We start from the raw sequence: 21,852 nt of genomic DNA, 5'->3' as shown, positions 1-21,852 counted from the left end.
CTATCGCAGCGCGGCGGCTTCCGCCAGCGAGCGCAGCATCGTCATCAGCCGCGCCGCTTCCTCCTCGGCGCGTTCCTCGTCGCCCTTCAGGATCGCGCTGATCATGCTGACATGGTGCTCGGCCGAATGCGCGAGCCCCGCATCGCTCTGGTAACGGAACCAGAAGCGCCGGCTGTGGGTCTGGAGCGGCGCGGCGACGCGCGCGGCGAAGGAATTTTCGGCCGTCACGGCCATCGCCTCGTCAAGCATCTTGTCGGCTTCCAGGAAGGCGAGCACGTTGGACCCCACCACCGCCTGCTGCATGGCGATGGCCGCGAGGTGGAAGCTTTGCGCCGACTCCGCCGTTATGTAGCGCGCGCAGGCGCGGGCGAGCACCAGCTCGACGCCGCGGCGGGCGTCGACGACGCGCAGCCAGTCGCCCGGGTGGAGGGGGGCGATGGCGAGCCCCGCACGCGGGCGCACTTCCACAAGCCCCTCCCAGGCGAGCCGCTGTATCGCCTCGCGCACCGGCGTGCGGCCGAGCCCGAGCCTCTCGATCAGAATTCCTTCAGTCGTGATGCTGCCGGGATGAAGCTGAAGCGTGACGATGAGATGCTCCAGGATGCGGTACGCCCTTGCCGCGACCGGCTCGACGGTTCCCGGTACGAAACGCTGGTTCAAACTCATCTCCCTGGAGTCATATCAACGAACCCGACTCTGATATTTTTTGATATATCAGCGGGCCGTGCCGATTGACAGGCCTGCATTTTCCATCAAATATATCTGTAATATATCAGAAGGAGCAAGCTATGTGGACCGGCGTTTTTCCCGCGGTTACGACGAAATTCACCGAGAATGACCAGCTTGATCATGCCGAGATGGAGCGCTGCTTCGCGCTTCAGATCGAAGCAGGTTGCGACGGCATCATCGTTGCGGGATCGCTCGGCGAGGGGCCGATGCTCCATGCCGACGAGAAGCTCGCCGTCTTGAAGACGGCGAAGTCGGTGGCGGGCGGCAGGCCGGTACTGCTCACCGTGAACGAGCCGGCGACGCGCGACGCCTGCGTGTTGGCGAAGCGGGCGGCGGCCGAGGGCGCCGACGGGTTGATGGTCGTGCCGAGCCCGATCTACCACACCAATCCGGAAGAAACCGTCGCCACGCTGAAGGCAGTCGCCGCGGCCGGCGACCTGCCGGTGATGATCTATTCCAACCGGCTCGCCTACCGGGTCGACGTGACGATCCCGATCATGACGGAGCTCGCCTCCGACGAGCGCTTCGTCGCGGTCAAGGAATCCTCCGACGACATTCGTCGCTCGACCGAGATCATCAGCGCCTTCGGCGATCGCTTCGATCTTTTCACCGGCGTCGACAATCTGGCCTTCGAGGCGCTGAGCGTCGGCGCCATCGGCTGGGTCGCGGGCCTGGTGACGGCCTTCCCGCGCGAGACGGTGGCGATCTACCAGCTCATGAAGCAGGGGCGCCGCGAGGAAGCTCTCGCGATCTACCGCTGGTTCCGTCCTTTGCTCGATCTCGACGTCTCGACCTATCTCGTCCAGAATATCAAGCTTGCCGAGGTGCATGCGATCGGCACCAATGAACGGGTGCGCATGCCGCGCCTGCCATTGTTCGGCGAAAGGCGCGCGGCGGTCGAAAAGGTGATCAAGGACGCGCTCGCCGTGCGGCCCGAACTGCCGGCCTTCTGAGCGGTGGGTAGTTCATGCTTCCTCGCCCGCTCTCCGCTTCGCTCGACCGGGCAGGGACATGATCGATGGAAACGGACGTATCGCAGTGACCGCCAGCTTGTCCGAAATTGAGACCATCGTCGTCGGAGCCGGCATCATCGGCATCTGCGTCGCCGCGCGGCTTGCGGAGGCGGGCAGGGCGGTCACGGTGATCGACCGCACCGGCATCTGCGAGGAGACCAGCTCCGGAAACGCTGCCGCCTTCGCCTTTTCCGACGTCCTGCCGCTGGCGCACAAGGGGATGATCCGGCAGGTGCCGAAATGGCTGGCCGACCCGCTCGGCCCGCTTTCCATACCGCCCGCCTATCTGCCGCGCCTCGCGCCCTGGCTGTTCCGCTTCTGGCGCGCGGGGGGCAGCGGGTCCTATGAGGCGAGCCTGGCCGCGCAGGCAGGCCTGATGAAGCTCGCCGAGGCCGAATGGCTCGACCTGATGGAGAAATCCGGCACGCGTTCCATGTTGCGCGAGAACGGCTCCCTCGAGCTCTACGAAGGCGAGGCGGAGTTTCGTGCGTCCCTGCCGGGCTGGGCGGCGCGCGACCGCTTCGGCATCGCCTACCGGCACCTGCGGGCGGACGAGCTCGCCGAATATCAGCCCGGGCTCTCGCCGCAATTCACGCACGGCACCTTCGTGCCCGGCTGGAAGACGGTCGCGGACCCCAAACTGCTCGGCAAGGCGATCTGGGCTTATGCGGAAAGGTACGGCGCGAAGTTCATGCAGGGCGACGTGGCGCTCGTGAAGCCGATGGAGGGGCGAAACGTCGTACAGCTCCGGCAGGGGCGGACGCTGCCGGCGAAGAACGTCGTCATCGCGGCCGGCGCCTGGTCACACAGGCTCGCGCGCCAATTGGGCGAGCGCATCCCGCTCGAAACGGAACGCGGCTACAACACGACGCTGCCCGTCTCCGCCTTCGACGTGAGGCGGCAATTGATATTCTCCGGCCACGGTTTCGTGGTGACGCCGCTGGAGACCGGCCTGCGGGTGGGCGGGGCCGTCGAACTCGGCGGGCTGGCCCGGCCGCCGAACTTCGAACGTTCGCGCGCCATGGTGAAGAAGGCCGCGCGCTTCCTGCCGGGACTTAAGACGGAAGGCGGGCACGAGTGGATGGGCTACCGGCCTTCGCTGCCGGATTCGCTTCCCGTCATCGCCAGGGCGCGAAATGCCGCCAATGTCTTCCATGCCTTCGGCCACGGCCATCTCGGGCTCACCCAGGCAGCCGCCACCGGCAGGCTTGTCAGCGATCTGATCCTCGACAGGCCCGCCGCCGTGGATCTTGCGCCTTTTTCCTCGGCGAGGTTCTAGATGCCTGCACCCACCCCGATCACCCACAGGACATGACGATGTCGCGACATTCGTTCTTCTGCATTGACGGCCATACCTGCGGCAATCCGGTGCGGCTGGTCGCCGGCGGCGGGCCACAGCTCGACGGCTCCACGATGATGGAGCGGCGCGCGCACTTCCTGGCCGAATATGACTGGATCCGCAAAGGGTTGATGTTCGAGCCGCGCGGCCACGACATGATGTCGGGCTCGATCCTCTATCCGCCGACGCGCGAGGATTGCGACGTCGCAATCCTCTTCATCGAGACTTCGGGCTGCTTGCCGATGTGCGGCCACGGCACCATCGGCACGGTGACCATGGCGATCGAGCACGGGCTGGTCCAGCCGAAGACGCCCGGCATTTTGCGGCTCGACACGCCGGCCGGCCTGGTGGTGGCCGAATACCGGCAGGAGGGCCAATATGTGGAGGAGGTTCGCATCACCAACGTGCCGTCCTTCCTCTACGCGGAAGGGCTGGAGGTGGAGTGTCCTGATCTCGGCCCGCTCAGGGTCGACGTGGCCTATGGCGGCAATTTCTACGCGATCGTCGATCCGCAGGAGAATTATCGCGACATGGCCGACCATTCGGCGGGCGATCTGATCGCCTGGAGCCCGGTGCTGCGGCAGCGCCTCAACGAGGCCTACAGCTTCGCCCATCCGGAGAATCCGTCGATCAACCGCCTGACCCACATATTGTGGACGGGCATGCCGACAGTGGAGGGAGCGGACGCCCGCAACGCCGTCTTCTACGGCGACAAGGCGATCGACCGTTCGCCCTGCGGCACCGGCACGTCCGCGCGCATGGCGCAGCTTCACGCCAAGGGAAGGCTGAAGGCGGGCGATGGTTTCGTGCACGAATCGATCATCGGCTCGCTCTTCAGGGGCAAGGTGGAAGCCGAGGCGAAGGTCGGCAACCGCCCGGCCATCATCCCCTCGATCGGCGGTTGGGCGCGCATGACCGGCCTCAACACGATCTTCATCGACGACCGCGATCCGTTCGCGCACGGGTTCTCGGTTCTGTGAGCCAGAATCGCCCCCCGAAGAGGGTGGATGAGTGCGCGTACATCCAACGGTTTACGCAAGAATCCACGATTTTTGAAGGGAAATGCACATCACCATGCGAAAGATTGTCTAAAAAGGCTGGAGTTAGGCAAAGACATTGCGATATGCCAATGCTAGGGTCCAGCTTAGTCCAACGGGCGGGACAGCACGGTCAGACCTCTGGGAACAGGTCTCATCACGCTGACGTGACGTAAGAAAATAGGCGTTGCAATCCGGCCCCGGAGCAATAGGACTAGGGGAATACAAGAAAAGAATGCACCTTTCGGTGACATTCTCGGGGAGTAGCGTAACTACATGGAATATTTCCTGCAGCAGCTTATCAATGGGCTGACGCTCGGCTCGATCTACGGGCTGATCGCGATCGGCTACACGATGGTCTACGGCATCATCGGCATGATCAACTTCGCCCATGGCGATATCTTCATGATCGGCTCGTTCATCGCGCTGGCCGTGTTTCTCATCCTGACGACGGTGCTTGGCTTTACCTTTCTGCCAGTCGTCCTCCTGATCGTCCTGATCATCGGGATGCTGTTCACCTCGGCGTGGGGATGGACGGTGGAGCGCCTGGCCTACCGGCCGTTGCGCGGTTCCTTCCGGCTCGCTCCGCTGATCACCGCGATCGGCATGTCGATCGTCCTGCAGAACTTCGTCCAGGTCACCCAGGGCGCCCGCGTCAAGCCGCTGCCGCCGCAGATCCAGGGCGGCGTCACGCTGATGGAGGGATCGACGGAGGCCGGACGCATCGTCGTCCAGCTCTCCTACATGCAGATGATCATCATCGTGACCACCATCGTCCTGATGACGCTGTTCACGCTGCTGATCACGCGGACCTCGCTCGGCCGCGCGCAGCGCGCCTGCGAGCAGGACCGCAAGATGGCTTCCCTGCTCGGCGTCAATGTCGACCGCACCATCTCGCTGACCTTCGTGATGGGCGCGGCGCTGGCCTCGGTCGCCGGCCTGATGTTCCTGCTGCTCTACGGCGTGATCGACTTCTATATCGGCTTCCTCGCCGGCGTTAAGGCCTTCACGGCGGCGGTGCTCGGCGGCATCGGCTCGCTGCCCGGCGCGATGCTGGGCGGGCTTCTGATCGGCATGATCGAAGTGATGTGGTCGGCCTATTTCTCGGTCGAGTACAAGGATGTCGCGGCCTTCTCGATCCTTGCCATCGTGCTGATATTCCTGCCCTCCGGGCTGCTCGGCAAACCGGAAGTGGAGAAGGTCTGATGGCTGCCGTGAACAACGCCGCCGTGAACACCGCGGCCGTCGATCCGAATTCGCTCCAGGCCTCGCTGAAGGACGCCCTGCTTGCGGCATTGCTCGCCGGCGCGCTCGGCCTCTTCTTCCTCGGTATCCGCACCGACATCGCGCCCGGCGGGCTCGCGGTCAGGACCAGGTGGGGGCTCCTGCTCACGGCCATGGCGATCGTCTTCGCCGGAAGGCTCCTCCTCAACCTCTTCGTCTTCAAGACGAAGAGGCCGGTCACCCGCGCCATCTCCGGCAGCATGGCCGGCACGGGTTCGGCGCTGCCGACGCTCGGCTGGTGGATGGGACGGGGCCTGTTCGGCTTCGCGCTGGTGCTGCCCTTCTTCTTCATGACGTTCTTCCCGGGCCAGCAGAGGCAGTATATCGACCTCGCCATCCTCATCATGACCTACATCATGCTGGGATGGGGGCTCAACATCGTCGTCGGCCTCGCCGGCCTGCTCGATCTCGGCTACGTCGCCTTCTACGCGGTGGGTGCCTATTCCTTCGCGCTGCTGGCGACGAATTTCGAGTTCATCGGCTTCTGGACGGCGCTGCCGCTCGCCGGGCTTCTCGCCGCCTTCTGGGGCATGATCCTCGGCTTTCCGGTGCTGCGGCTGCGCGGCGACTATCTGGCGATCGTCACGCTCGCCTTCGGCGAGATCATCCGCGTGGTGCTGCTCAACTGGTATGATTTCACCGGCGGCCCCAACGGCATCTCGGGCATTCCGAAACCGACATTCTTCGGCCTCGAATTCAGCCGCGGCGAGGGCGGGTTCGCGGATTTCTTCGGCATCGAGTTCAATTCGATCCACCGCTTCGTCTATCTCTACTACATCATCTTCATCCTCGCGATCATCACCAACATCGTGACGATGCGGCTGCGCCGGCTGCCGATCGGCCGGGCCTGGGAAGCGTTGCGCGAGGACGAGATCGCCTGCCGCTCGCTCGGCATCAACACCACCAATACCAAGCTGACCGCATTCGCGATCGGCGCGATGTTCGGCGGCTTCGCGGGATCGTTCTTCGCCACCCGTCAGGGCTTCATCTCGCCGGAGAGCTTCACCTTCCTGGAATCGGCGATCATCCTTGCAATCGTGGTTCTCGGCGGGCTGGGCTCGCAGATCGGCGTGGTGATCGCCTCGATCGTGATGATCGGCGGCATCGAGCTCCTGCGCAATATCGGCTTCCTCAGCCAGATATTCGGACCCGGCTTCGACCCGACGCAGTACCGCATGCTGATCTTCGGGCTCGCCATGGTGCTGATCATGGTCTGGAAGCCGCGCGGCCTGGTGTCGACGCGCGAACCGTCGGCGGTGCTCAAGGAAAAGAAGAAAATCGGAGCCGACATGGTCGCTCAGGGTGAGGGTCACTGATGGCGGCGGCAGTGCAGACGCCGGCCGACGCCGGCGAAACGAAAAGCTGGGATCTCGATCCCGTCCTCACGGTCGAGCATCTGACGATGCGTTTCGGCGGCCTGGTCGCCATCAACGACCTGTCCTTCAACGTGGGACGCGGCGAGATCACCGCGCTGATCGGTCCGAACGGCGCCGGCAAGACGACGGTCTTCAACTGCGTCACCGGCTTCTACAAGCCCACCGAGGGTCGCATCGCCATGCGCCACGGGCTCGGCCAGCAGGCTCAGACCGTGTCGGAGGTCACCCATAGCAGCCTGAAATGGAAGCCCTCGCCCGAAGGCGCGGTCTTCCTTCTGGAGCGCATGCCCGATTTCGAGATATCGCACCATGCCAAGGTGGCGCGCACCTTCCAGAACATCCGCCTCTTCGGCGGCATGACGGTGCTGGAGAACCTGCTCGTCGCCCAGCACAACCCGTTGATGAGGGCGTCCGGCTTCACGCTCGGCGGCATCCTCGGCCTGCCCGGTTTCCGCAAGGCGGAGCAGGCTTCGATCGACAAGGCGGTTTACTGGCTCGAACAGGTCCGCCTGATCGAGCGCGCCGACGATCCGGCCGCCGACCTGCCCTATGGCGACCAGCGCCGGCTCGAGATAGCGCGGGCGATGTGCACGGAGCCGCATCTCCTCTGCCTCGACGAGCCGGCGGCGGGACTCAACCCGCGCGAATCGCACGAACTCAACGAATTGCTGCAGTTCATCCGCAGGGAACACGGAACCTCCGTGCTGCTGATCGAGCACGACATGGGCGTCGTCATGGAGATTTCCGACCACATCGTCGTTCTCGACTACGGCGTGAAGATCTCGGACGGCGATCCGGCGGCGGTGAAGACCGATCCGAGCGTGATCGCGGCCTATCTCGGCGTCGAGGACGAGGATCTGGCGGAGAAGCCGGAAGTCGCGTCGATCGTCGTCGAAGCGCTGGGCGAGGAAGCCGCGGAGGAAGCGGGCATCGAAATTCCGCCCGCGCGGAAGAACGGAGGCGACAAATGAGCGACGCTTCCGAAATGCTCCTCTCGGTCCGCAAGGTGGAGACCTATTACGGCAAGATCGTCGCGCTGCGCGGCGTCGACATCGACGTCCATCGCGGCGAGATCGTCACGTTGATCGGCGCCAACGGCGCCGGCAAGTCGACGCTGATGATGACGATCTGCGGCAGCCCGCAGGCACGGGTCGGGCAGATCGTCTATGACGGCCAGGACATAACCACGATGCCGACGCACGAGATCATGCGGCTCGGCATCGCCCAGTCTCCGGAAGGCCGGCGCATCTTCCCGCGCATGACCGTCATGGAGAACCTACAGATGGGCGCTTCGCTGGTGCCGGACCAGTATTTCGAGGACGATCTGAAGCGTGTCTACGATCTCTTCCCCCGGCTCAAGGAGCGCGCGGGCCAGCGCGGCGGAACGCTCTCGGGCGGCGAACAGCAGATGCTGGCGATCGCCCGCGCGCTGATGGGCCGACCCAAGCTGCTCCTGCTCGACGAACCTTCGCTGGGGCTGGCTCCGCTCATCGTCAAGCAGATCTTCGAGGTCATCAAGGAACTGAACAAAAACGAGGGCCTGACGGTGTTCCTGGTGGAACAGAATGCGTTCCACGCGCTCAAGCTCGCCCATCGCGGCTACGTCATGGTCAACGGCAACATCACGATGAGCGGCACCGGCCCCGAACTGCTCAAGCGCGAGGAAGTGCGCGCGGCCTATCTCGAAGGCGGGAGGCACTAGGCATGGAAAAGGAATACAGCCTTCTCTGGGAAGTCACCTTCTGGGAGTTCCTGTTCGTGACCGTCGCGCTCGCGGGCAGCGCGGCCTACATGACCGGTCGGGCGATCGCGAGAAGCTGGCAGGGGCTGCCGGTGCTCGCGATCTACATGGTGCTGCTGGCTGCTGCCACGCGCTTCATCCATTTTGCCCTGTTCGAGGGCTCGCTCCTGACCATCCACTATTACATAGTCGATCTCATCGTCCTGCTCCTGATCGCGTTCGCCGGCTTCCGGTTCACCCGCGGCAAGCAGATGGCGAGGCAATACGGATTTCTCCTCGACGGAAAGGGCGCCTGAAAGGGGGGCGAGACCGGCAGTTGGCAAGCTGCCGACGAAGTTCGACGGATGAGCTTTATTTCGCAAAGGAATTGGGCTTTGATGTCGATCAAGCGGGTAGGGAACGCCCGCATGGTGTCGGACCTGGGAATTCGAAACACCAGCCCAGCCGGCACCGGAATTGTCAGGTGTTTATGGGAGTCATCATGAAGAAGGCACTATTGGCAGGCGTGGCGCTCGGCTTCGCGTTTTCGAGCCCCGCATTCGCAGACATTCTTATCGGTACTGCCGGACCTATGACCGGTCAGTACGCGTCCTTCGGCGCGCAGATGAAGGCTGGCGCCGAACAGGCGGTCGAAGACATCAACGCCGCCGGCGGCGTCAACGGCGAAATGCTCAAGCTGGAGATCGGCGACGACGCTTGCGATCCGAAGCAGGCGGTCGCGGTCGCCAACCAGATGGCCGGAAACGGCGTCGTGTTCGTGGCCGGCCATTTCTGCTCCGGCTCCTCGATCCCCGCTTCGGCGGTCTATTCCGAGGAAGGCATCATCCAGATCTCGCCGGCCTCCACCAACCCGACCTTCACGGACGAGCGTCCGGGGCCGGGCATCTACCGGACCTGCGGTCGCGACGACCAGCAGGGCGATGTCGCCGGCAAGTATCTGGTCGAGCATTTCGCCGACAAGAAGGTGGCGTTCGTCCACGACAAGACCGCTTACGGCAAGGGTCTCGCCGACGCGACGATGGCGGCCTACGAGGCGGCCGGCGGCAAGCCGGCGCTCTACGAAGCCTACACCGCCGGTGAAAAGGACTATTCGGCGCTGGTCTCCAAGCTGAAGCAGGAAGGCGTCGGCGTCCTCTATGTCGGCGGCTACCACACGGAAGCCGGCCTGATGGCGCGCCAGATGAAGGAGCAGGGCATGGATACCGTGCTCGTCTCCGGCGACGCGCTCGTCACCGACGAGTACTGGGCGATCACCGGCGATGCCGGCGAAGGCACGCTGATGACCTTCTCGCCCGATCCGCGCAAGAACCCCGATGCAGCCCCGCTGGTCGAGAAGTTCCGCGCCAAGGGCATCGAGCCGGAAGGCTACGTGCTGTACACCTACGCTTCGATCCAGGCATGGGCCGATGCCGTGAAGACGGCCGGTTCCACCGACTTCGACCCGGTGGTGAAGGCGCTCGACGACGGTACGTTCAAGACCGTGCTCGGCGACCTCAACTTCGACGACAAGGGTGACGTCACGCTTCCGGGCTACGTCTTCTACGAGTGGAAGAGCGGCAAGTATGACTACGTGACCCAGTAAGCCGGGGTTTCATCATCGTACGGACGGCCCGGCGCTTGCGCCGGGCCGTCTGCTTTCCGGGCTCTTCCGGTTCGGTTTGCACTGCAGCATTTTGCGGGCTAATGAGGACGCAGGTTGTCGTTGCGTCACCTTCGGAGGCCCGTTCGTGAAGATTTCAAAAATCCTCGTCGCCAATCGATCCGAGATCGCCATCCGTGTTTTTCGGGCGGCCAACGAGCTGGGCATCCGCACCGTCGCGATCTGGGCCGAGGAGGACAAATATTCGCTCCACCGCTTCAAGGCCGATGAGAGCTATCAGGTTGGCCGCGGACCGCATCTGGAGCGCGACCTCGGGCCGATCGAAAGCTATCTGTCGATCGAGGAGGTGATCCGGGTGGCGAGGCTGTCGGGAGCCGATGCGATCCATCCCGGTTACGGGCTGCTTTCGGAAAGCCCGGAATTCGCCGAGGCCTGCGCCGACGACGGCATCGTCTTCATCGGCCCGAAGCCGGAAACGATGCGGCGGCTCGGCAACAAGGTCGCCGCCCGCAACCTTGCCGTCGAGGTCGGGGTTCCGGTCGTGCCCGCGACCGAGCCGCTGCCGGACGACATGGAAACGGTGAAAGAGATGGCCGCCGAAATCGGCTATCCCGTCATGCTCAAGGCGTCCTGGGGCGGCGGCGGCCGCGGCATGCGCGCGATCCGCGCCGAAGCGGATCTGGCACGCGAGGTGACGGAGGCAAGGCGCGAGGCCAAGGCCGCCTTCGGCAAGGACGAGGTCTATCTGGAAAAGCTCGTCGAGCGCGCCCGCCATGTCGAGGTCCAGGTGCTCGGCGACACGCATGGCAATGCGGTCCATCTCTTCGAGCGCGACTGCTCGATCCAGCGGCGCAACCAGAAGGTCGTGGAGCGCGCGCCGGCGCCCTATCTCAGCGATGCGCAGCGCGCGGAGCTTTGCGGCCACGCGCTGAAGATCGCCGAGGCTACCGACTATGTCGGTGCGGGCACCGTCGAGTTCCTGATGGATGCCGACACCGGCAAGTTCTATTTCATCGAGGTCAACCCGCGCATCCAGGTCGAGCACACGGTCACCGAGGAGGTGACGGGCATCGACATCGTCAAGGCGCAGATACGTATCCTGGAGGGCGCGGCGATCGGCTCGCAGGCATCCGGCGTGCCGGCGCAGGGCGACATCCGCCTCAACGGCCACGCGCTGCAGTGCCGTATCACCACCGAGGACCCGGAGCAGAACTTCATTCCCGATTACGGCCGCATCACCGCCTATCGCGGCGCGACCGGCTTCGGTATCAGGCTCGACGGCGGCACGGCCTATTCGGGCGCGGTGATCACCCGCTACTACGATCCGCTGCTGGAAAAGGTGACGGCCTGGGCGCCTTCGCCGGAAGAAGCGATCAACCGCATGGGGCGGGCGCTGCGCGAATTCCGCATTCGCGGCGTGGCGACCAACCTCACCTTCCTCGAGGCGATCGTCAACCATTCGAAATTCCACGACAATTCCTACACGACGCGCTTCATCGACACGACGCCGGAGCTGTTCGAGCAAGTGAAGCGCCAGGACCGCGCCACCAAGCTGCTGAATTATCTCGCCGACGTCACCGTCAACGGGCATCCGGAGACGCGCGACCGGCCGAGGCCCAACGCGGAGGCCGCCGCGCCGCGCGTGCCATATGCCAACGGCGCGATGCCGGATGGAGCGAGACAGCGGCTCGATGCGCTCGGGCCGGAGAAGTTCGCCGCCTGGATGCGGGCGGAGAAGCGCGTGCTCGTCACCGACACGACAATGCGCGACGGGCATCAGTCGCTGCTCGCCACCCGCATGCGCACCCACGACATCGCGGCGATCGCCGGCGTCTATGCGCGTGCCCTGCCGCAGCTTCTTTCGCTCGAATGCTGGGGCGGGGCGACCTTCGACGTCGCGATGCGCTTCCTGACGGAGGATCCCTGGGAGCGGCTCGCCAAGGTGCGCGAGGGGGCGCCCAACCTGCTCCTGCAGATGCTGCTGCGCGGTGCGAACGGCGTCGGCTACACCAATTATCCCGACAATGTCGTGCGCTATTTCGTGAAGCAGGCGGCAAAAGGCGGCATCGACCTCTTCCGTGTCTTCGACTGCCTCAACTGGGTCGAGAACATGCGCGTGGCGATGGATGCCGTGTGTGAGGAGAACAAGCTCTGCGAGGCGGCGATCTGCTACACCGGCGACATCCTCGATCCAGCCCGTGCGAAGTACGACCTCAAATACTACGTCGCGCTCGCCAAGGAGCTGGAGGCCGCCGGTGCGCACATCATCGCGGTGAAGGACATGGCCGGCTTGCTCAAGCCCGCCGCGGCGCGCGTTCTCTTCAAGGCGCTGCGCGAGGCGACGGAGCTGCCGATCCATTTCCACACGCACGACACGTCGGGCATTGCCGCCGCGACGGTGCTGGCGGCGATCGAAGCCGGTGTCGATGCGGTGGACGCGGCGATGGACGCGCTGTCGGGCAACACGTCGCAGCCCTGCCTCGGATCGATCGCCGAGGCGCTCTCCGGCGACGCGCGCGACCCCGGCCTCGACACCGGCTGGGTCAGGCGGATTTCCTTCTACTGGGAGGCGGTGCGCAACCAATATGCCGCTTTCGAAAGCGATCTGAAGGGACCCGCTTCCGAGGTTTATCTGCACGAAATGCCGGGCGGCCAGTTCACCAATCTCAAGGAGCAGGCGCGCTCGCTGGGGCTCGAGACCCGCTGGCACGAGGTGGCGCAGGCCTATCACGACGTCAATCTGATGTTCGGCGACATCGTCAAGGTCACGCCGTCCTCCAAGGTGGTGGGCGACATGGCGCTGATGATGGTGAGCCAGGACCTGACCGTCGCCGATGTCGAGAACCCGGCGAAGGACATCGCGTTCCCGGATTCGGTCGTCTCCATGCTGCGCGGCGATCTCGGCCAGTCGCCGGGCGGCTGGCCTGCGGCACTGCAGAAGAAGGCGCTGAAGGGCGACAAGCCGATCACGGTGCGACCCGGTTCGCTCCTGAAGGCCGCCGATCTCAAAAAGGAACGCAAGGAGATCGAGACGAAGCTGGAGCGCACGCTTTCCGATATCGAGTTCGCCTCATGGCTGATGTATCCGAAGGTCTTTTCCGACTTCGCCGCCGCGCAGGAGGAATACGGTCCGGTCAGCGCGCTGCCGACGCCGGTCTATTTCTACGGCATGAGCCAGGAGGACGAGATCTTCGTCGAGATCGAGCGCGGCAAGACGCTTGTCATACGCTGCCTCGCCATCGGCGAGGTGGACGAGAAGGGCATGGCCACCGTCTTCTTCGAGCTCAACGGTCAGCCGCGCCGCGTCAAGGTGCCGGACCGCAAGCACGGCGCGTCCGCCGGCAAGGCGCGGCGCAAGGCGGAGGCCGGCAACGACGCGCATCTCGGCGCGCCGATGCCCGGCGTGATATCGACCGTGGCGGTCGCGGCCGGGCAGAAGGTCAAGGCCGGCGACGTGCTGCTTTCCATCGAGGCGATGAAGATGGAAACCGCGCTTCACGCAGAGCGCGACGGCGAGATCGCCGAGGTGCTGGTGCGCGCCGGCGAGCAGATCGACGCGAAGGATCTGCTTCTGGTCTATGCCTGACGGTCCCTCCGCCGCCCTCCCGCGCATATGTTCGAGCATTTCCGGACAAGGTGAAATCGCCCCCTGCGAACAGCGCCCCCTCCGGCTGCCGGAGGGGGCTTCAGGCAGAACTGAAACGGTCTAGACCATATCGCAAAGGAGCCCAGTCTTGAGCACGGCAAGCGACGCGCGTTTCTGGGACCGGTCCTCACGGAAATATGCCGCGGCTGCGATTACGGATCCGGCGGGATATGAACGTACACTGGATCGGACTCGCGCCCTGTTGGGATCGGATGTCCGGGTGCTCGAGCTGGGCTGCGGGACGGGAACGACGGCGCTTCGGCTTGCGGGCGGCGTGCAAGACTATCTTGCGACGGATATTTCGGCCGAAATGATCGCGATCGCCGAGGAGAAACATGCCGCCGATCCCATTCCCGCGCTTTCCTTCCGCGCCGCGACCGTGGAGGTGCTTGCATCCGAGGCCGGACAGTTCGATGCGGTCCTGGGCTTCAACTATCTTCACCTGGTCCGCGACCTGTCCGGCACGCTGCGCCGCATCCATGACCTCCTCGCAGCGGAGGGCTTGTTGATCTCCAAGACGCCCTGCGTCGGCGACATGAACCCGCTCATCCGACTTGCCCTGCCCGTCATGCGCGCGATCGGCAAGGCGCCCTATGCCGGGGTCTTCCGGGCGGCGGAGCTCAACCAGCATCTGCGCGCGGCGGGTTTCGACATTCTTGCGACCGAAAGCCACTCAACCAGGGGCAACGAAGCCCGTCCCTACATCGTGGCGCGCAAGAGATGACGTGAACGATCGAGCCCATGTGAAGCCCGTTCCGTTCCGGTCTTCTCGCGCTGTTCGAATGTTGGAGAAAACCCGAGGCGGTCGACGGCGCGCTGAGCGCAACGGCCCTCGGCCTTTCCGGTTTGGATTGCGCTCCGGCCGGTCAGCGCTCGCTCTCGCGCGGCGGCGCGCCGGAAATCGTCGGCGTCGGCCGGGGCTCGGGCGCCGGCACTGCCGCTGTCGGCGCCGTCCGCGCGGCGCTCGGCGCGGTCTCGCCGGCCGATGCCTGATCGGGATAGCTGATGAAGGAGCGGTAGATATAGCCGCGTCGGCCCTGATAGACCGCTTCGCACCAATTGCAGTCGCGCGCCGCCTCGATCACCGCATTGGCGGGGACGACCAGCAGGACCTCGGCCTCGTCGGCGGGGCCGGAACGGAGGTTCACATACCGCCCGACCGTGGCGGGAGACAGGGAGATATTGGTGAAATCCGGCTCCGCCGCAGCCTCGGGCGGCGGCACGGCTTCCGACTGCGGGGCGGAAGGTTCGAGCGCGCTCATCTCGTCGGCCTGAGACCTCTGTGCCGCCTCGAGCGCGGCGATCTCCTCGGCCGTTTCCGCGACTTCCACGTCTTCTTCCGTCAGGGCCGAAACGTCGGCCCCGATGGATGCGGTCGCATCCCGGTTGAGGCCGGCCTGCGCCGCCGGATCTCCGTTGAGCTTGGCGCGTGCCGCCTCGACGAGTTGCTCCTGAATGGCGGATTGATCCTCCTCGGCTGCCTGCGGGCCGGAAGCGGCGGGCGCCTCGGCCGTCGCCTCGGCTTCGTCGCCCCAACGCGGATCGTTCCCAGCCGGCGCCCGCATCGCGTTTCCGGCATCCGGCGCGGCTGTCTCGGGCGTGGCGACGCGGGGCAGGGTTTCGGCCTCCGCGGCCGTCGCGTCGATCGCGATAACCTCCGCGGCTGAGGTGTCGGCGGTCCGGGCGGGCTGGGCTTCGACCGTTGCGGATGGCGGATTGCCTCCCGACAACGTCAACGCCACCAAAGTGACGATCGCGGCGACACCGAACAGCGAGATTGCCGCCGGCAGCGCGAGCGTCCGCCACCGGTCGCGCGCGTCGGGTTTGAGATTGTGCCAGTAAGAGCTCACGCTCGCGGCGGCCCGGTTTAGCCAAACGGGGGCCTTTGCCGTTTTCAGGGGGCTTTTCACGCCAAGGTCTCCACGCAGTTACGCTGGTACATGACTGAGCCGTGCCCCATCGGCTGCCAACGGAACGCCGATCAGGCGAAAGCTCAGCTTCCTCCGCCTGCCGAGCCATGTTTTGCTGCCTGAATGTGGCCGCGTTTGGTCCGGAATCTGGCAAGAGGCAAGAATCCTGGGTTTCTTGGTCCAACGACTTTCCGCCCGTTGCCATTGACTGGCAACTAAACCGATTTAATTTCCCTTCGTTGCAAAAATGGATTCGCATATGGACGCCACCAACGTCATGACGAGTGCGCGGCTTGGCCGCTGGGCCGTCGCCGCCATGTTCTTCGCCAACGGCTTTCTCGTGGGCAGTTGGGCGCCGCAGATCCCGCTGGTCCTCACGCGTCTCGAAATCCGCGAGTCGACGCTCGGTATTCTCATCCTCGTCTTCGGCCTGGGCGCGCTGGTGGCGATGCCGTGGGCTGGCTATCTGATCTCGCGCCACGGCTCGAAGAACGTGCTTCGCCTCTTCGCGCTGACGAGCACGGTCGGGCTCCTCGTCGTCGCGCTGTCGCCGAACCCCTGGCTAGCCGCGCCGGCCATGTTCTTCTTCGGCGGTGTCGTCGGCGGCACCGATGTGGCGATGAACACCAACGCGGTGGCCGTGGAGAGGCGGCTCGGGCGGGCGATCATGTCGGCCTCGCACGGCTTCTGGAGCCTGGGCGGCTTCGCCGGCGGCGGCCTCGGCGGCCTTTTCATCCAGAACTACGGCTATCTTCCCCATGCCGGTTTCGTCACGCTCGTCGCGCTGGCGATCGTCCTTGGCGCCTGTTTTTATCTGGTGGGGGAAGACAGGCCCGTCGCGCAGGAGCACCGCAAGTTCTCGTTTCCATCCAGCCCGACCGTCTATCTGGTCGGAATGATGGCGCTCTTCTCGATGATCCCCGAGGGCGCGATCCTCGACTGGGCCGCGCTCTACCTTCGCCAGGAGCTCGGGGCCGACATCGCAACCGCCGGCTTCGCCTTTGCCGCGTTCTCCGCCACCATGGCCTCGATGCGCTTTCTCGGCGACGGGGTGCGCAACCGGTTCGGCGCGGTCACCACCCTGCGCGTTTCGAGCCTCATCGCGGCCGTGGGCATTCTGCTCGGCGGGCTCGCGCCCAATGCCTGGGTGGCGATCGCCGCCTTCGCCTTCGCCGGCCTGGGCATCGCCAACATGGTGCCGATCGCCTTTTCGGCGGCGGGCAACCAGGAGGGCATGGCCGCGGGAACCGGCATGAGCGTCGTCACCACGATGGGTTATTCGGGCATCCTGATAGCGCCCTCGGCGATCGGCTTCATCGGCGAGCATACGGGCTTCGCGCCGATCTTCATGGTGCTTTCGGGGTTGTTGGTCGTCGTCTGCCTCATGGCAGGCCTCGCGCATCGCGCGGATTTCAAGGCGCACTATCCTGCCGAATAGGGACGCGGTTCGGCTTCCGCGAAGTCAGGCCTCCATCCATCATCTGGCTTGCCGCCATCTGACGGAGCTGCCCGTCGGGGGCAATCGATTCCACTAGATTCTGCCCATGAGCATCAGGATCAGGACGATGATCAGGACCACGCCCAGTATGCCGGACGGCCCATAGCCCCAGCCGCGGGAGTAAGGCCATGCCGGGACCGCGCCGAGCAGGATCAGGATGAGGATGATGATCAGAAGCGTGCCGAGTGACATGGCGATCCCCTTGAAATCAGGGTTGTTGAGACACCATGACAATGCGGCGCGGAGCCGAAAAGTTCCCCCGGCGAACGGTTGCGGACCGTTGCCGGGGCTTTAGTTTTTCTATTCGGCCGCCTTCGGATAGGCCACGGCCTCGTCGGGAAGCTTGTCATCATTCTCTTCAACCTTGGCGCCGCCGCGGCGGAAGAGACGGGACCAGAAGCTGCGCTTGCCTTCGGGGCGCTTCTCCCGCGTGAAGACCATCAGCGCGGAGGGCGTGACCACCAGCGTCAGCACCGTCGCGAAGGCGAGGCCGTAGACGATGGCGCTCGAAAGCGAGATCCACCACTGCGTCGACGGCGCGTTGATCGTCGTCTCATGATGCGAAAGCTCCAGCCCCAGGCCGAAGGCGATGGGCAGCACGCCCAGGATCGCGGCCGCCGCCGTCAGCACGACGGGACGGGCGCGCTCGCGGCAGGTCTGGAGCACCGCATCGAGCTTGTTCCAGCCTTCGTCGCGCAAACGGTCGTAGGTGTCGATCAGAACGATGTTGTTGTTCACCACGACACCCGCCAGCGCGATGATGCCCAGGCCCGACATGATGATGCCGAAGGCTTGCCCGGTGAGGAGAAGGCCAAGGAACACGCCGATCGTCGACATGACCACGGTCATCAGCACCAAGAACACGCTGGTGAACTTGTTGAACTGTGCCAGGAGCACGATGAAGATCAGGAAGACGGCTGCGCCGAAGGCCCTGGACAGGAAGGCGCTCGCCTCGTCGCTCTCCTCGCTCGAGCCGGCCAGCTTCCACTTCGTCTCGCCGATCTCCATGCCGCCGAGAAGCTGGGAGACCTGCTCCTGCACGGCGGCGACCTGGAAGCTGCTCGCGACATTGGCCTGGACGACCACGGTACGCTCGCCGTCGATGCGGTTGAGGATGCCGACACGCGGCTCGGGCTTGCGCGTGACGAAGTTGGAGATCGGCACAGAACCCTGCTGGGTCTCGACGCGGAGCTGGTCGAGCGAGGACAGGGTGCGCCGGTCCTCCGGCAGGCGCAGGCGGATATCGACCGCATCGTCGGCGCCGGCCGGCCTGTAGTCCGTGAGCTTCAGGCCGGTGGTGACGAGCTGAACCACCGTTCCGACCGCCATCGGGCTGACGCCGTAGCGGGCAGCCTTGCTGCGGTCAACCTCGATCGCCCAATCGACGCCGGGCGGCGGCAGGCCGTCCGATATGTCGATGACGCCGGGGACCTCGCCGATGCGCTGCGCGACCGTGCGGGCCGTGTCGTCCAGCCCTTCCGGGTTGACGGCGGAAAGACGGATCTGGATCGGCTTGCCGGTGGGCGGGCCCGCGTCGGGGACGCGCACCTCCACGTCGACGCCGGGAATGCCGGCCATGGCGACGCGCAGCTCATCCAGGATTTCATGCGCCGGCTTGCGCTCGCGCCAGTCGACGAACTCGTATTGGATGACGCCGACGACGTCCTCCGGAATGTCCTGCCCGCCGCCCTGCGTCTTGCCGACGCGCGTGTAGACGGATTCGATGCCGGGCCACCCGAGCAGGCGATTCTCGGCTTCGCGCGTGGCGAGATCCATCTCGGCCAGCGAGAGGTTGCCGCGCGCATGCACGTAGAGCAGGCCGTAATCGGGCTCGACATTCGGGAAGAACTCGACGCCCGCGCCGTATTTCGTGTAGGCGAACTGGACACCGACCAGCAGCGCCACCGTGAGCACCAGCACCGTCTTCGGAAACTGCACCGCGCGCTTGACGATGGCCATGTACCAGCCGTCGCGATGGTCCTCTTCCGTGTAGGGATGCGCCTTGGCGAACATCGCGCCCAGCGTGGGCGTGAAGACCAGCGCGTAGAGCATGGACGCCGCCAGCGTCACGATCAGCGTGATCGGCAAGTACTTCATGAAGTCGCCGACGATGCCCGGCCAGAAGAGCAGCGGCGAGAAGGCCGCGATGCGGGTCATGGTCGCCGCGATGACCGGGCCGGCCATGCGGTTCGCCGCCAGCTCGAAGGCCTGTTCCCTCGGCATGCCTTCCGACATGCGCCGCTCGGCGAATTCGGTGACGATGATCGCGTCGTCCACCAGCATGCCGACCGCCAGGATGAGGCTGAACAGCACGATCATGTTGATCGTGTAGCCCATCATCGCCAGCAGCAGGATGCCCATCAGGAACGACGACGGAATGGCAAGGCCGATCAGGATCGATGAGCGGCCGGACAGCGCATAGAGAATGACGATGAAAACCAGGATGACGGCGATCACCACATGGTTCTGGAGCTCGCCCAGAAGCTGTTCGATGAAGACCGATTTGTCCTGGGTGTAGGTGACCTCCATGCCTTCCGGCAATTGGGTCTGGTACTGGTCGGCTATCGCCTTCACGGCCTCGACCGTATCGACCAGGTTGGAGCCGATGCGCTTCTTCACCTCGATGGCGATCGCCGGGCGGCCGTCGAGCCGGGTGATCGTTTCGGCATCCTTGAAGGTGGAGCGCACGGTGGCGAGGTCCTGCGCGCGCACGACAGCGTTCGGCCCGGCGACGATCGGCAGGTTCGCGACGTCGTCGACGGTTTCGATCAGCGCCGGCACCTTGACGGCATACTTGCCTTCCGAGCCCTCGATGGCGCCTGCTGCCACGAGGCTGTTGGACTGGCCGACGGCCTCCATCATCTGGTCGAGCCGCAGCCCGTAGGAAGACAGCTTCATCGGGTCGATCACGACCTCGACGAGGTCGTCGCGCGCGCCCTGGAGAGAGCCTTCGAGAACGCCGGGCACCTCCTCGATGCGGTCGCGCAGCTCGCGCGCCGCCTTGGTCAGCATGCGTTCGGGCACGTGGCCCGAAAGCGTCACCACCAGCACCGGGAATTCGGAGATGTTGACCTCGTTGACGGTCGGCTCCTCCGCGCCCTGCGGCAGGTCGCCCCTGGCGTCGTCGACCTTGGAGCGGGTATCGTCCAGCGCCGTCTTCAGGTTCGTCGAGGGGTCGAACTCCAGCAGCACGTAGCCGCCGCCCTGATAGGCGGCGGAGCGCATCTCCTTGATGCCCTTGATGCTCTTGAGCTTGGTTTCCATCGGCCGCAGCAGCAGCCGTTCGGAATCCTCAGGCGAGATGCCCTGATAGGTCAGGCTCACATAGATGATCGGAATCGCGACGTCGGGCTCGGCTTCCTTCGGGATCGCCTGGTAGGCCAGCGCGCCCGCGATGACCAGGAACAGGAGGACCGAAAGCGTGAGCCGCGCATTGCGGATCGCTATGCCAACGATGTTCATGCCTATTGCGTCCCATTCGCCGGTTTACCCGCCAGTTCCTCTAGTTCTTCCTTGTCGGCCTCGACCGCCTGGACGGTATCGCCGTCGCTGACCAGTTCCTGGCCGGCGACGATGATGCGCGCGCTCTCGGGGATGCCGGCGAGCACCAGACCCTTCGGCGTGTCGTCGACCAGGTCGATCGGGTAGAACATCACCTTGTTGTCGGCGCTGACCGCGCGGATGCCGAGGTCGCCATTGTTGCTGAGCGAGACGACCGAGCGCGGCAGTATCACCGAATCCACGGGATCGGCGCGAAGCGTGATTTCAGTGGTCATGCCGGCCGGAACGGCGAGGTCGTCGTTGGGAATCGCGATCTCGACGCGGAAGGTGCGCGTCGCCGTCGTCGCGTCGCGACTGATATAGCGGACCACGCCGCCGCCTTCGATCTCCTGCCCGTTGACGAGGCGCACGTCGGCCTTGTCGCCCGGCTTGATGTAGCGCAGATCGCGCTCGGAAACCTCGCCGATCGCCAATACGGGATCGAGCTTCAGGATGGTCGCGACCTGCGTGCCGGCCTGGACCGAGCCGCCGATCTGGACGTCGATGCGGTCGACGACGCCGTCGAATGGCGCGCGCACTTCGATGCGGCCGAGCTCGGCAAGGGCCGCCTCGAGCTGCGATTTCGCGGAAGAAAGCGCCGAGCGCGTATTGTCGAGCTGCAGCTTGGCCAGATTGCCGCTTTTCGCAAGCCTCTCCGCCGCGTCCGCTTCCGCCTGGCGCTGGGCAAGCAACTGGCGGGCGGTGTCGACCGCGGCTTCCTTCTCCTCGGCGTCGAGCTTGATGATCAGGTCGCCGGCCTCGACGCGGTCGCCCTGGTCTACCGGCCGTTCGGCGACGATGCCGGGCGCGCGGGTCGCGAGCGTGGCGCGCTTATCGGCTTCCGTGTGACCGGAGATGCGGATGGCGCGGGAATGCGTCACGCGGGGCGGCGTCACCACCGCGACGGTGCGCGCGGGCGCGGCTTGCTGTTCCTTTTCCGCGGGCTTGGCGGTCTCGTCGGCGGCGCTGCCGACCGAGGAGAACTCGCCGGTGGCGACCCAGGCGGCGGTCGCGAGGAACACGCCTATGGCGGCAATCTTGTGAAACTTGAACTTCGACATTTTCGAATCCGTCAAGCAAGCCCCGACCAAGCCGCCGCCATCGGCGAAAACACGGGTGGATATGGGGGTGCGTTTCTT

General features: G+C 65.1%; 17 protein-coding genes. 12 read left to right on the top strand and 5 right to left on the bottom strand.

Features of this window, described 5'->3' with window-relative positions; genetic code table 11:
• Window positions 1-660: a GntR family transcriptional regulator gene (locus tag XW59_RS20375; protein ID WP_246666153.1), complete on the bottom strand. Its 660-nt coding sequence runs from the start codon at window positions 658-660 to the stop codon at window positions 1-3.
• A gap of 128 nt (window positions 661-788) precedes the next feature.
• On the opposite strand from XW59_RS20375, the gene XW59_RS20370 reads away from it, so the two are divergent.
• The 11 genes from XW59_RS20370 (at window position 789) to XW59_RS20320 (ending at window position 14,489) form a co-directional block, all read left to right on the top strand.
• A complete protein-coding gene (locus XW59_RS20370; RefSeq protein WP_047147481.1) occupies window positions 789-1,682 on the top strand; it encodes a dihydrodipicolinate synthase family protein in 894 nt (297 codons plus the stop codon).
• Window positions 1,683-1,767: 85 nt separating this feature from the next.
• Window positions 1,768-3,021: an FAD-binding oxidoreductase gene (locus XW59_RS20365; protein WP_246666152.1), complete on the top strand. Its 1,254-nt coding sequence runs from the start codon at window positions 1,768-1,770 to the stop codon at window positions 3,019-3,021.
• Window positions 3,022-3,059: 38 nt separating this feature from the next.
• On the top strand, window positions 3,060-4,061 hold the full coding sequence (locus tag XW59_RS20360) for a 4-hydroxyproline epimerase (protein ID WP_047147551.1): 1,002 nt from the start codon (window positions 3,060-3,062) through the stop codon (window positions 4,059-4,061).
• Window positions 4,062-4,394: 333 nt separating this feature from the next.
• Window positions 4,395-5,324 carry a branched-chain amino acid ABC transporter permease LivH gene (locus XW59_RS20355; protein ID WP_137327064.1) on the top strand — a complete coding sequence of 310 codons (930 nt, stop codon included), beginning with the start codon at window positions 4,395-4,397 and terminating at the stop codon, window positions 5,322-5,324.
• Window positions 5,324-6,718, top strand: a complete 1,395-nt coding sequence (livM, locus tag XW59_RS20350) for a high-affinity branched-chain amino acid ABC transporter permease LivM (RefSeq protein WP_047147478.1) — start codon at window positions 5,324-5,326, stop codon at window positions 6,716-6,718. Before XW59_RS20355 ends, livM begins: the two co-directional genes overlap by 1 nt.
• Window positions 6,718-7,749 carry an ABC transporter ATP-binding protein gene (locus XW59_RS20345; protein ID WP_047147477.1) on the top strand — a complete coding sequence of 344 codons (1,032 nt, stop codon included), beginning with the start codon at window positions 6,718-6,720 and terminating at the stop codon, window positions 7,747-7,749. The genes livM and XW59_RS20345 overlap by 1 nt, the downstream gene beginning before the upstream one ends.
• Window positions 7,746-8,480, top strand: a complete 735-nt coding sequence (locus XW59_RS20340) for an ABC transporter ATP-binding protein (RefSeq protein WP_047147476.1) — start codon at window positions 7,746-7,748, stop codon at window positions 8,478-8,480. Before XW59_RS20345 ends, XW59_RS20340 begins: the two co-directional genes overlap by 4 nt.
• Before the next feature lie 2 nt (window positions 8,481-8,482).
• Window positions 8,483-8,815: a DUF6867 family protein gene (locus XW59_RS20335; RefSeq protein ID WP_047147475.1), complete on the top strand. Its 333-nt coding sequence runs from the start codon at window positions 8,483-8,485 to the stop codon at window positions 8,813-8,815.
• Window positions 8,816-9,000: 185 nt separating this feature from the next.
• Window positions 9,001-10,101, top strand: a complete 1,101-nt coding sequence (locus XW59_RS20330) for a branched-chain amino acid ABC transporter substrate-binding protein (protein WP_047147550.1) — start codon at window positions 9,001-9,003, stop codon at window positions 10,099-10,101.
• Window positions 10,102-10,246: 145 nt separating this feature from the next.
• A complete protein-coding gene (gene pyc / locus XW59_RS20325) occupies window positions 10,247-13,705 on the top strand; it encodes a pyruvate carboxylase (protein ID WP_047147474.1) in 3,459 nt (1,152 codons plus the stop codon).
• 148 nt (window positions 13,706-13,853) lie between these two features.
• Window positions 13,854-14,489 (top strand): class I SAM-dependent methyltransferase, encoded by a 636-nt coding sequence (locus XW59_RS20320; protein ID WP_047147473.1) that lies wholly within the window; start codon window positions 13,854-13,856, stop codon window positions 14,487-14,489.
• A gap of 142 nt (window positions 14,490-14,631) precedes the next feature.
• Here the strand turns inward: XW59_RS20320 and XW59_RS20315 are convergent, their stop codons facing one another.
• Window positions 14,632-15,615, bottom strand: a complete 984-nt coding sequence (locus XW59_RS20315) for an SH3 domain-containing protein (protein WP_047147472.1) — start codon at window positions 15,613-15,615, stop codon at window positions 14,632-14,634.
• A gap of 319 nt (window positions 15,616-15,934) precedes the next feature.
• On the opposite strand from XW59_RS20315, the gene XW59_RS20310 reads away from it, so the two are divergent.
• Window positions 15,935-17,113, top strand: coding sequence for an MFS transporter (locus tag XW59_RS20310; RefSeq protein WP_047147549.1), 1,179 nt, complete (start codon window positions 15,935-15,937; stop codon window positions 17,111-17,113).
• Window positions 17,114-17,206: 93 nt separating this feature from the next.
• On the opposite strand, the gene XW59_RS20305 is transcribed toward XW59_RS20310, so the two are convergent.
• The 3 genes from XW59_RS20305 to XW59_RS20295 form a co-directional block, all read right to left on the bottom strand.
• Window positions 17,207-17,365, bottom strand: coding sequence for a DUF3309 domain-containing protein (locus XW59_RS20305; RefSeq protein WP_047147471.1), 159 nt, complete (start codon window positions 17,363-17,365; stop codon window positions 17,207-17,209).
• Between the two features lie 108 nt (window positions 17,366-17,473).
• A complete protein-coding gene (locus XW59_RS20300) occupies window positions 17,474-20,635 on the bottom strand; it encodes an efflux RND transporter permease subunit (protein WP_047147470.1) in 3,162 nt (1,053 codons plus the stop codon).
• 2 nt (window positions 20,636-20,637) lie between these two features.
• On the bottom strand, window positions 20,638-21,774 hold the full coding sequence (locus tag XW59_RS20295) for an efflux RND transporter periplasmic adaptor subunit (protein ID WP_047147469.1): 1,137 nt from the start codon (window positions 21,772-21,774) through the stop codon (window positions 20,638-20,640).
• Window positions 21,775-21,852 lie beyond the last annotated feature (78 nt).

This window comes from Aquamicrobium sp. LC103 (assembly GCF_001014615.2).
Lineage (GTDB): Bacteria > Pseudomonadota > Alphaproteobacteria > Rhizobiales > Rhizobiaceae > LBCQ02.
The sequence above is the reverse complement of the archived record's forward strand: the minus strand, read 5'-3'. Positions and strand labels throughout refer to the sequence as shown.

Excerpts from the sequence above, each read along its gene's own strand:
- XW59_RS20355 (WP_137327064.1), top strand. The coding sequence starts at position 4,395 with ATGGAATATTTCCTGCAGCAGCTTATCAATGGGCTGACGCTCGGCTCG.
- XW59_RS20300 (WP_047147470.1), bottom strand. The coding sequence starts at position 20,635 with ATGAACATCGTTGGCATAGCGATCCGCAATGCGCGGCTCACGCTTTCG.
- XW59_RS20345 (WP_047147477.1), top strand. The coding sequence starts at position 6,718 with ATGGCGGCGGCAGTGCAGACGCCGGCCGACGCCGGCGAAACGAAAAGC.
- XW59_RS20295 (WP_047147469.1), bottom strand. The coding sequence starts at position 21,774 with ATGTCGAAGTTCAAGTTTCACAAGATTGCCGCCATAGGCGTGTTCCTC.
- XW59_RS20310 (WP_047147549.1), top strand. The coding sequence starts at position 15,935 with ATGGACGCCACCAACGTCATGACGAGTGCGCGGCTTGGCCGCTGGGCC.
- livM (WP_047147478.1), top strand. The coding sequence starts at position 5,324 with ATGGCTGCCGTGAACAACGCCGCCGTGAACACCGCGGCCGTCGATCCG.
- XW59_RS20340 (WP_047147476.1), top strand. The coding sequence starts at position 7,746 with ATGAGCGACGCTTCCGAAATGCTCCTCTCGGTCCGCAAGGTGGAGACC.
- XW59_RS20335 (WP_047147475.1), top strand. The coding sequence starts at position 8,483 with ATGGAAAAGGAATACAGCCTTCTCTGGGAAGTCACCTTCTGGGAGTTC.
- XW59_RS20370 (WP_047147481.1), top strand. The coding sequence starts at position 789 with ATGTGGACCGGCGTTTTTCCCGCGGTTACGACGAAATTCACCGAGAAT.
- XW59_RS20305 (WP_047147471.1), bottom strand. The coding sequence starts at position 17,365 with ATGTCACTCGGCACGCTTCTGATCATCATCCTCATCCTGATCCTGCTC.
- XW59_RS20330 (WP_047147550.1), top strand. The coding sequence starts at position 9,001 with ATGAAGAAGGCACTATTGGCAGGCGTGGCGCTCGGCTTCGCGTTTTCG.
- XW59_RS20360 (WP_047147551.1), top strand. The coding sequence starts at position 3,060 with ATGTCGCGACATTCGTTCTTCTGCATTGACGGCCATACCTGCGGCAAT.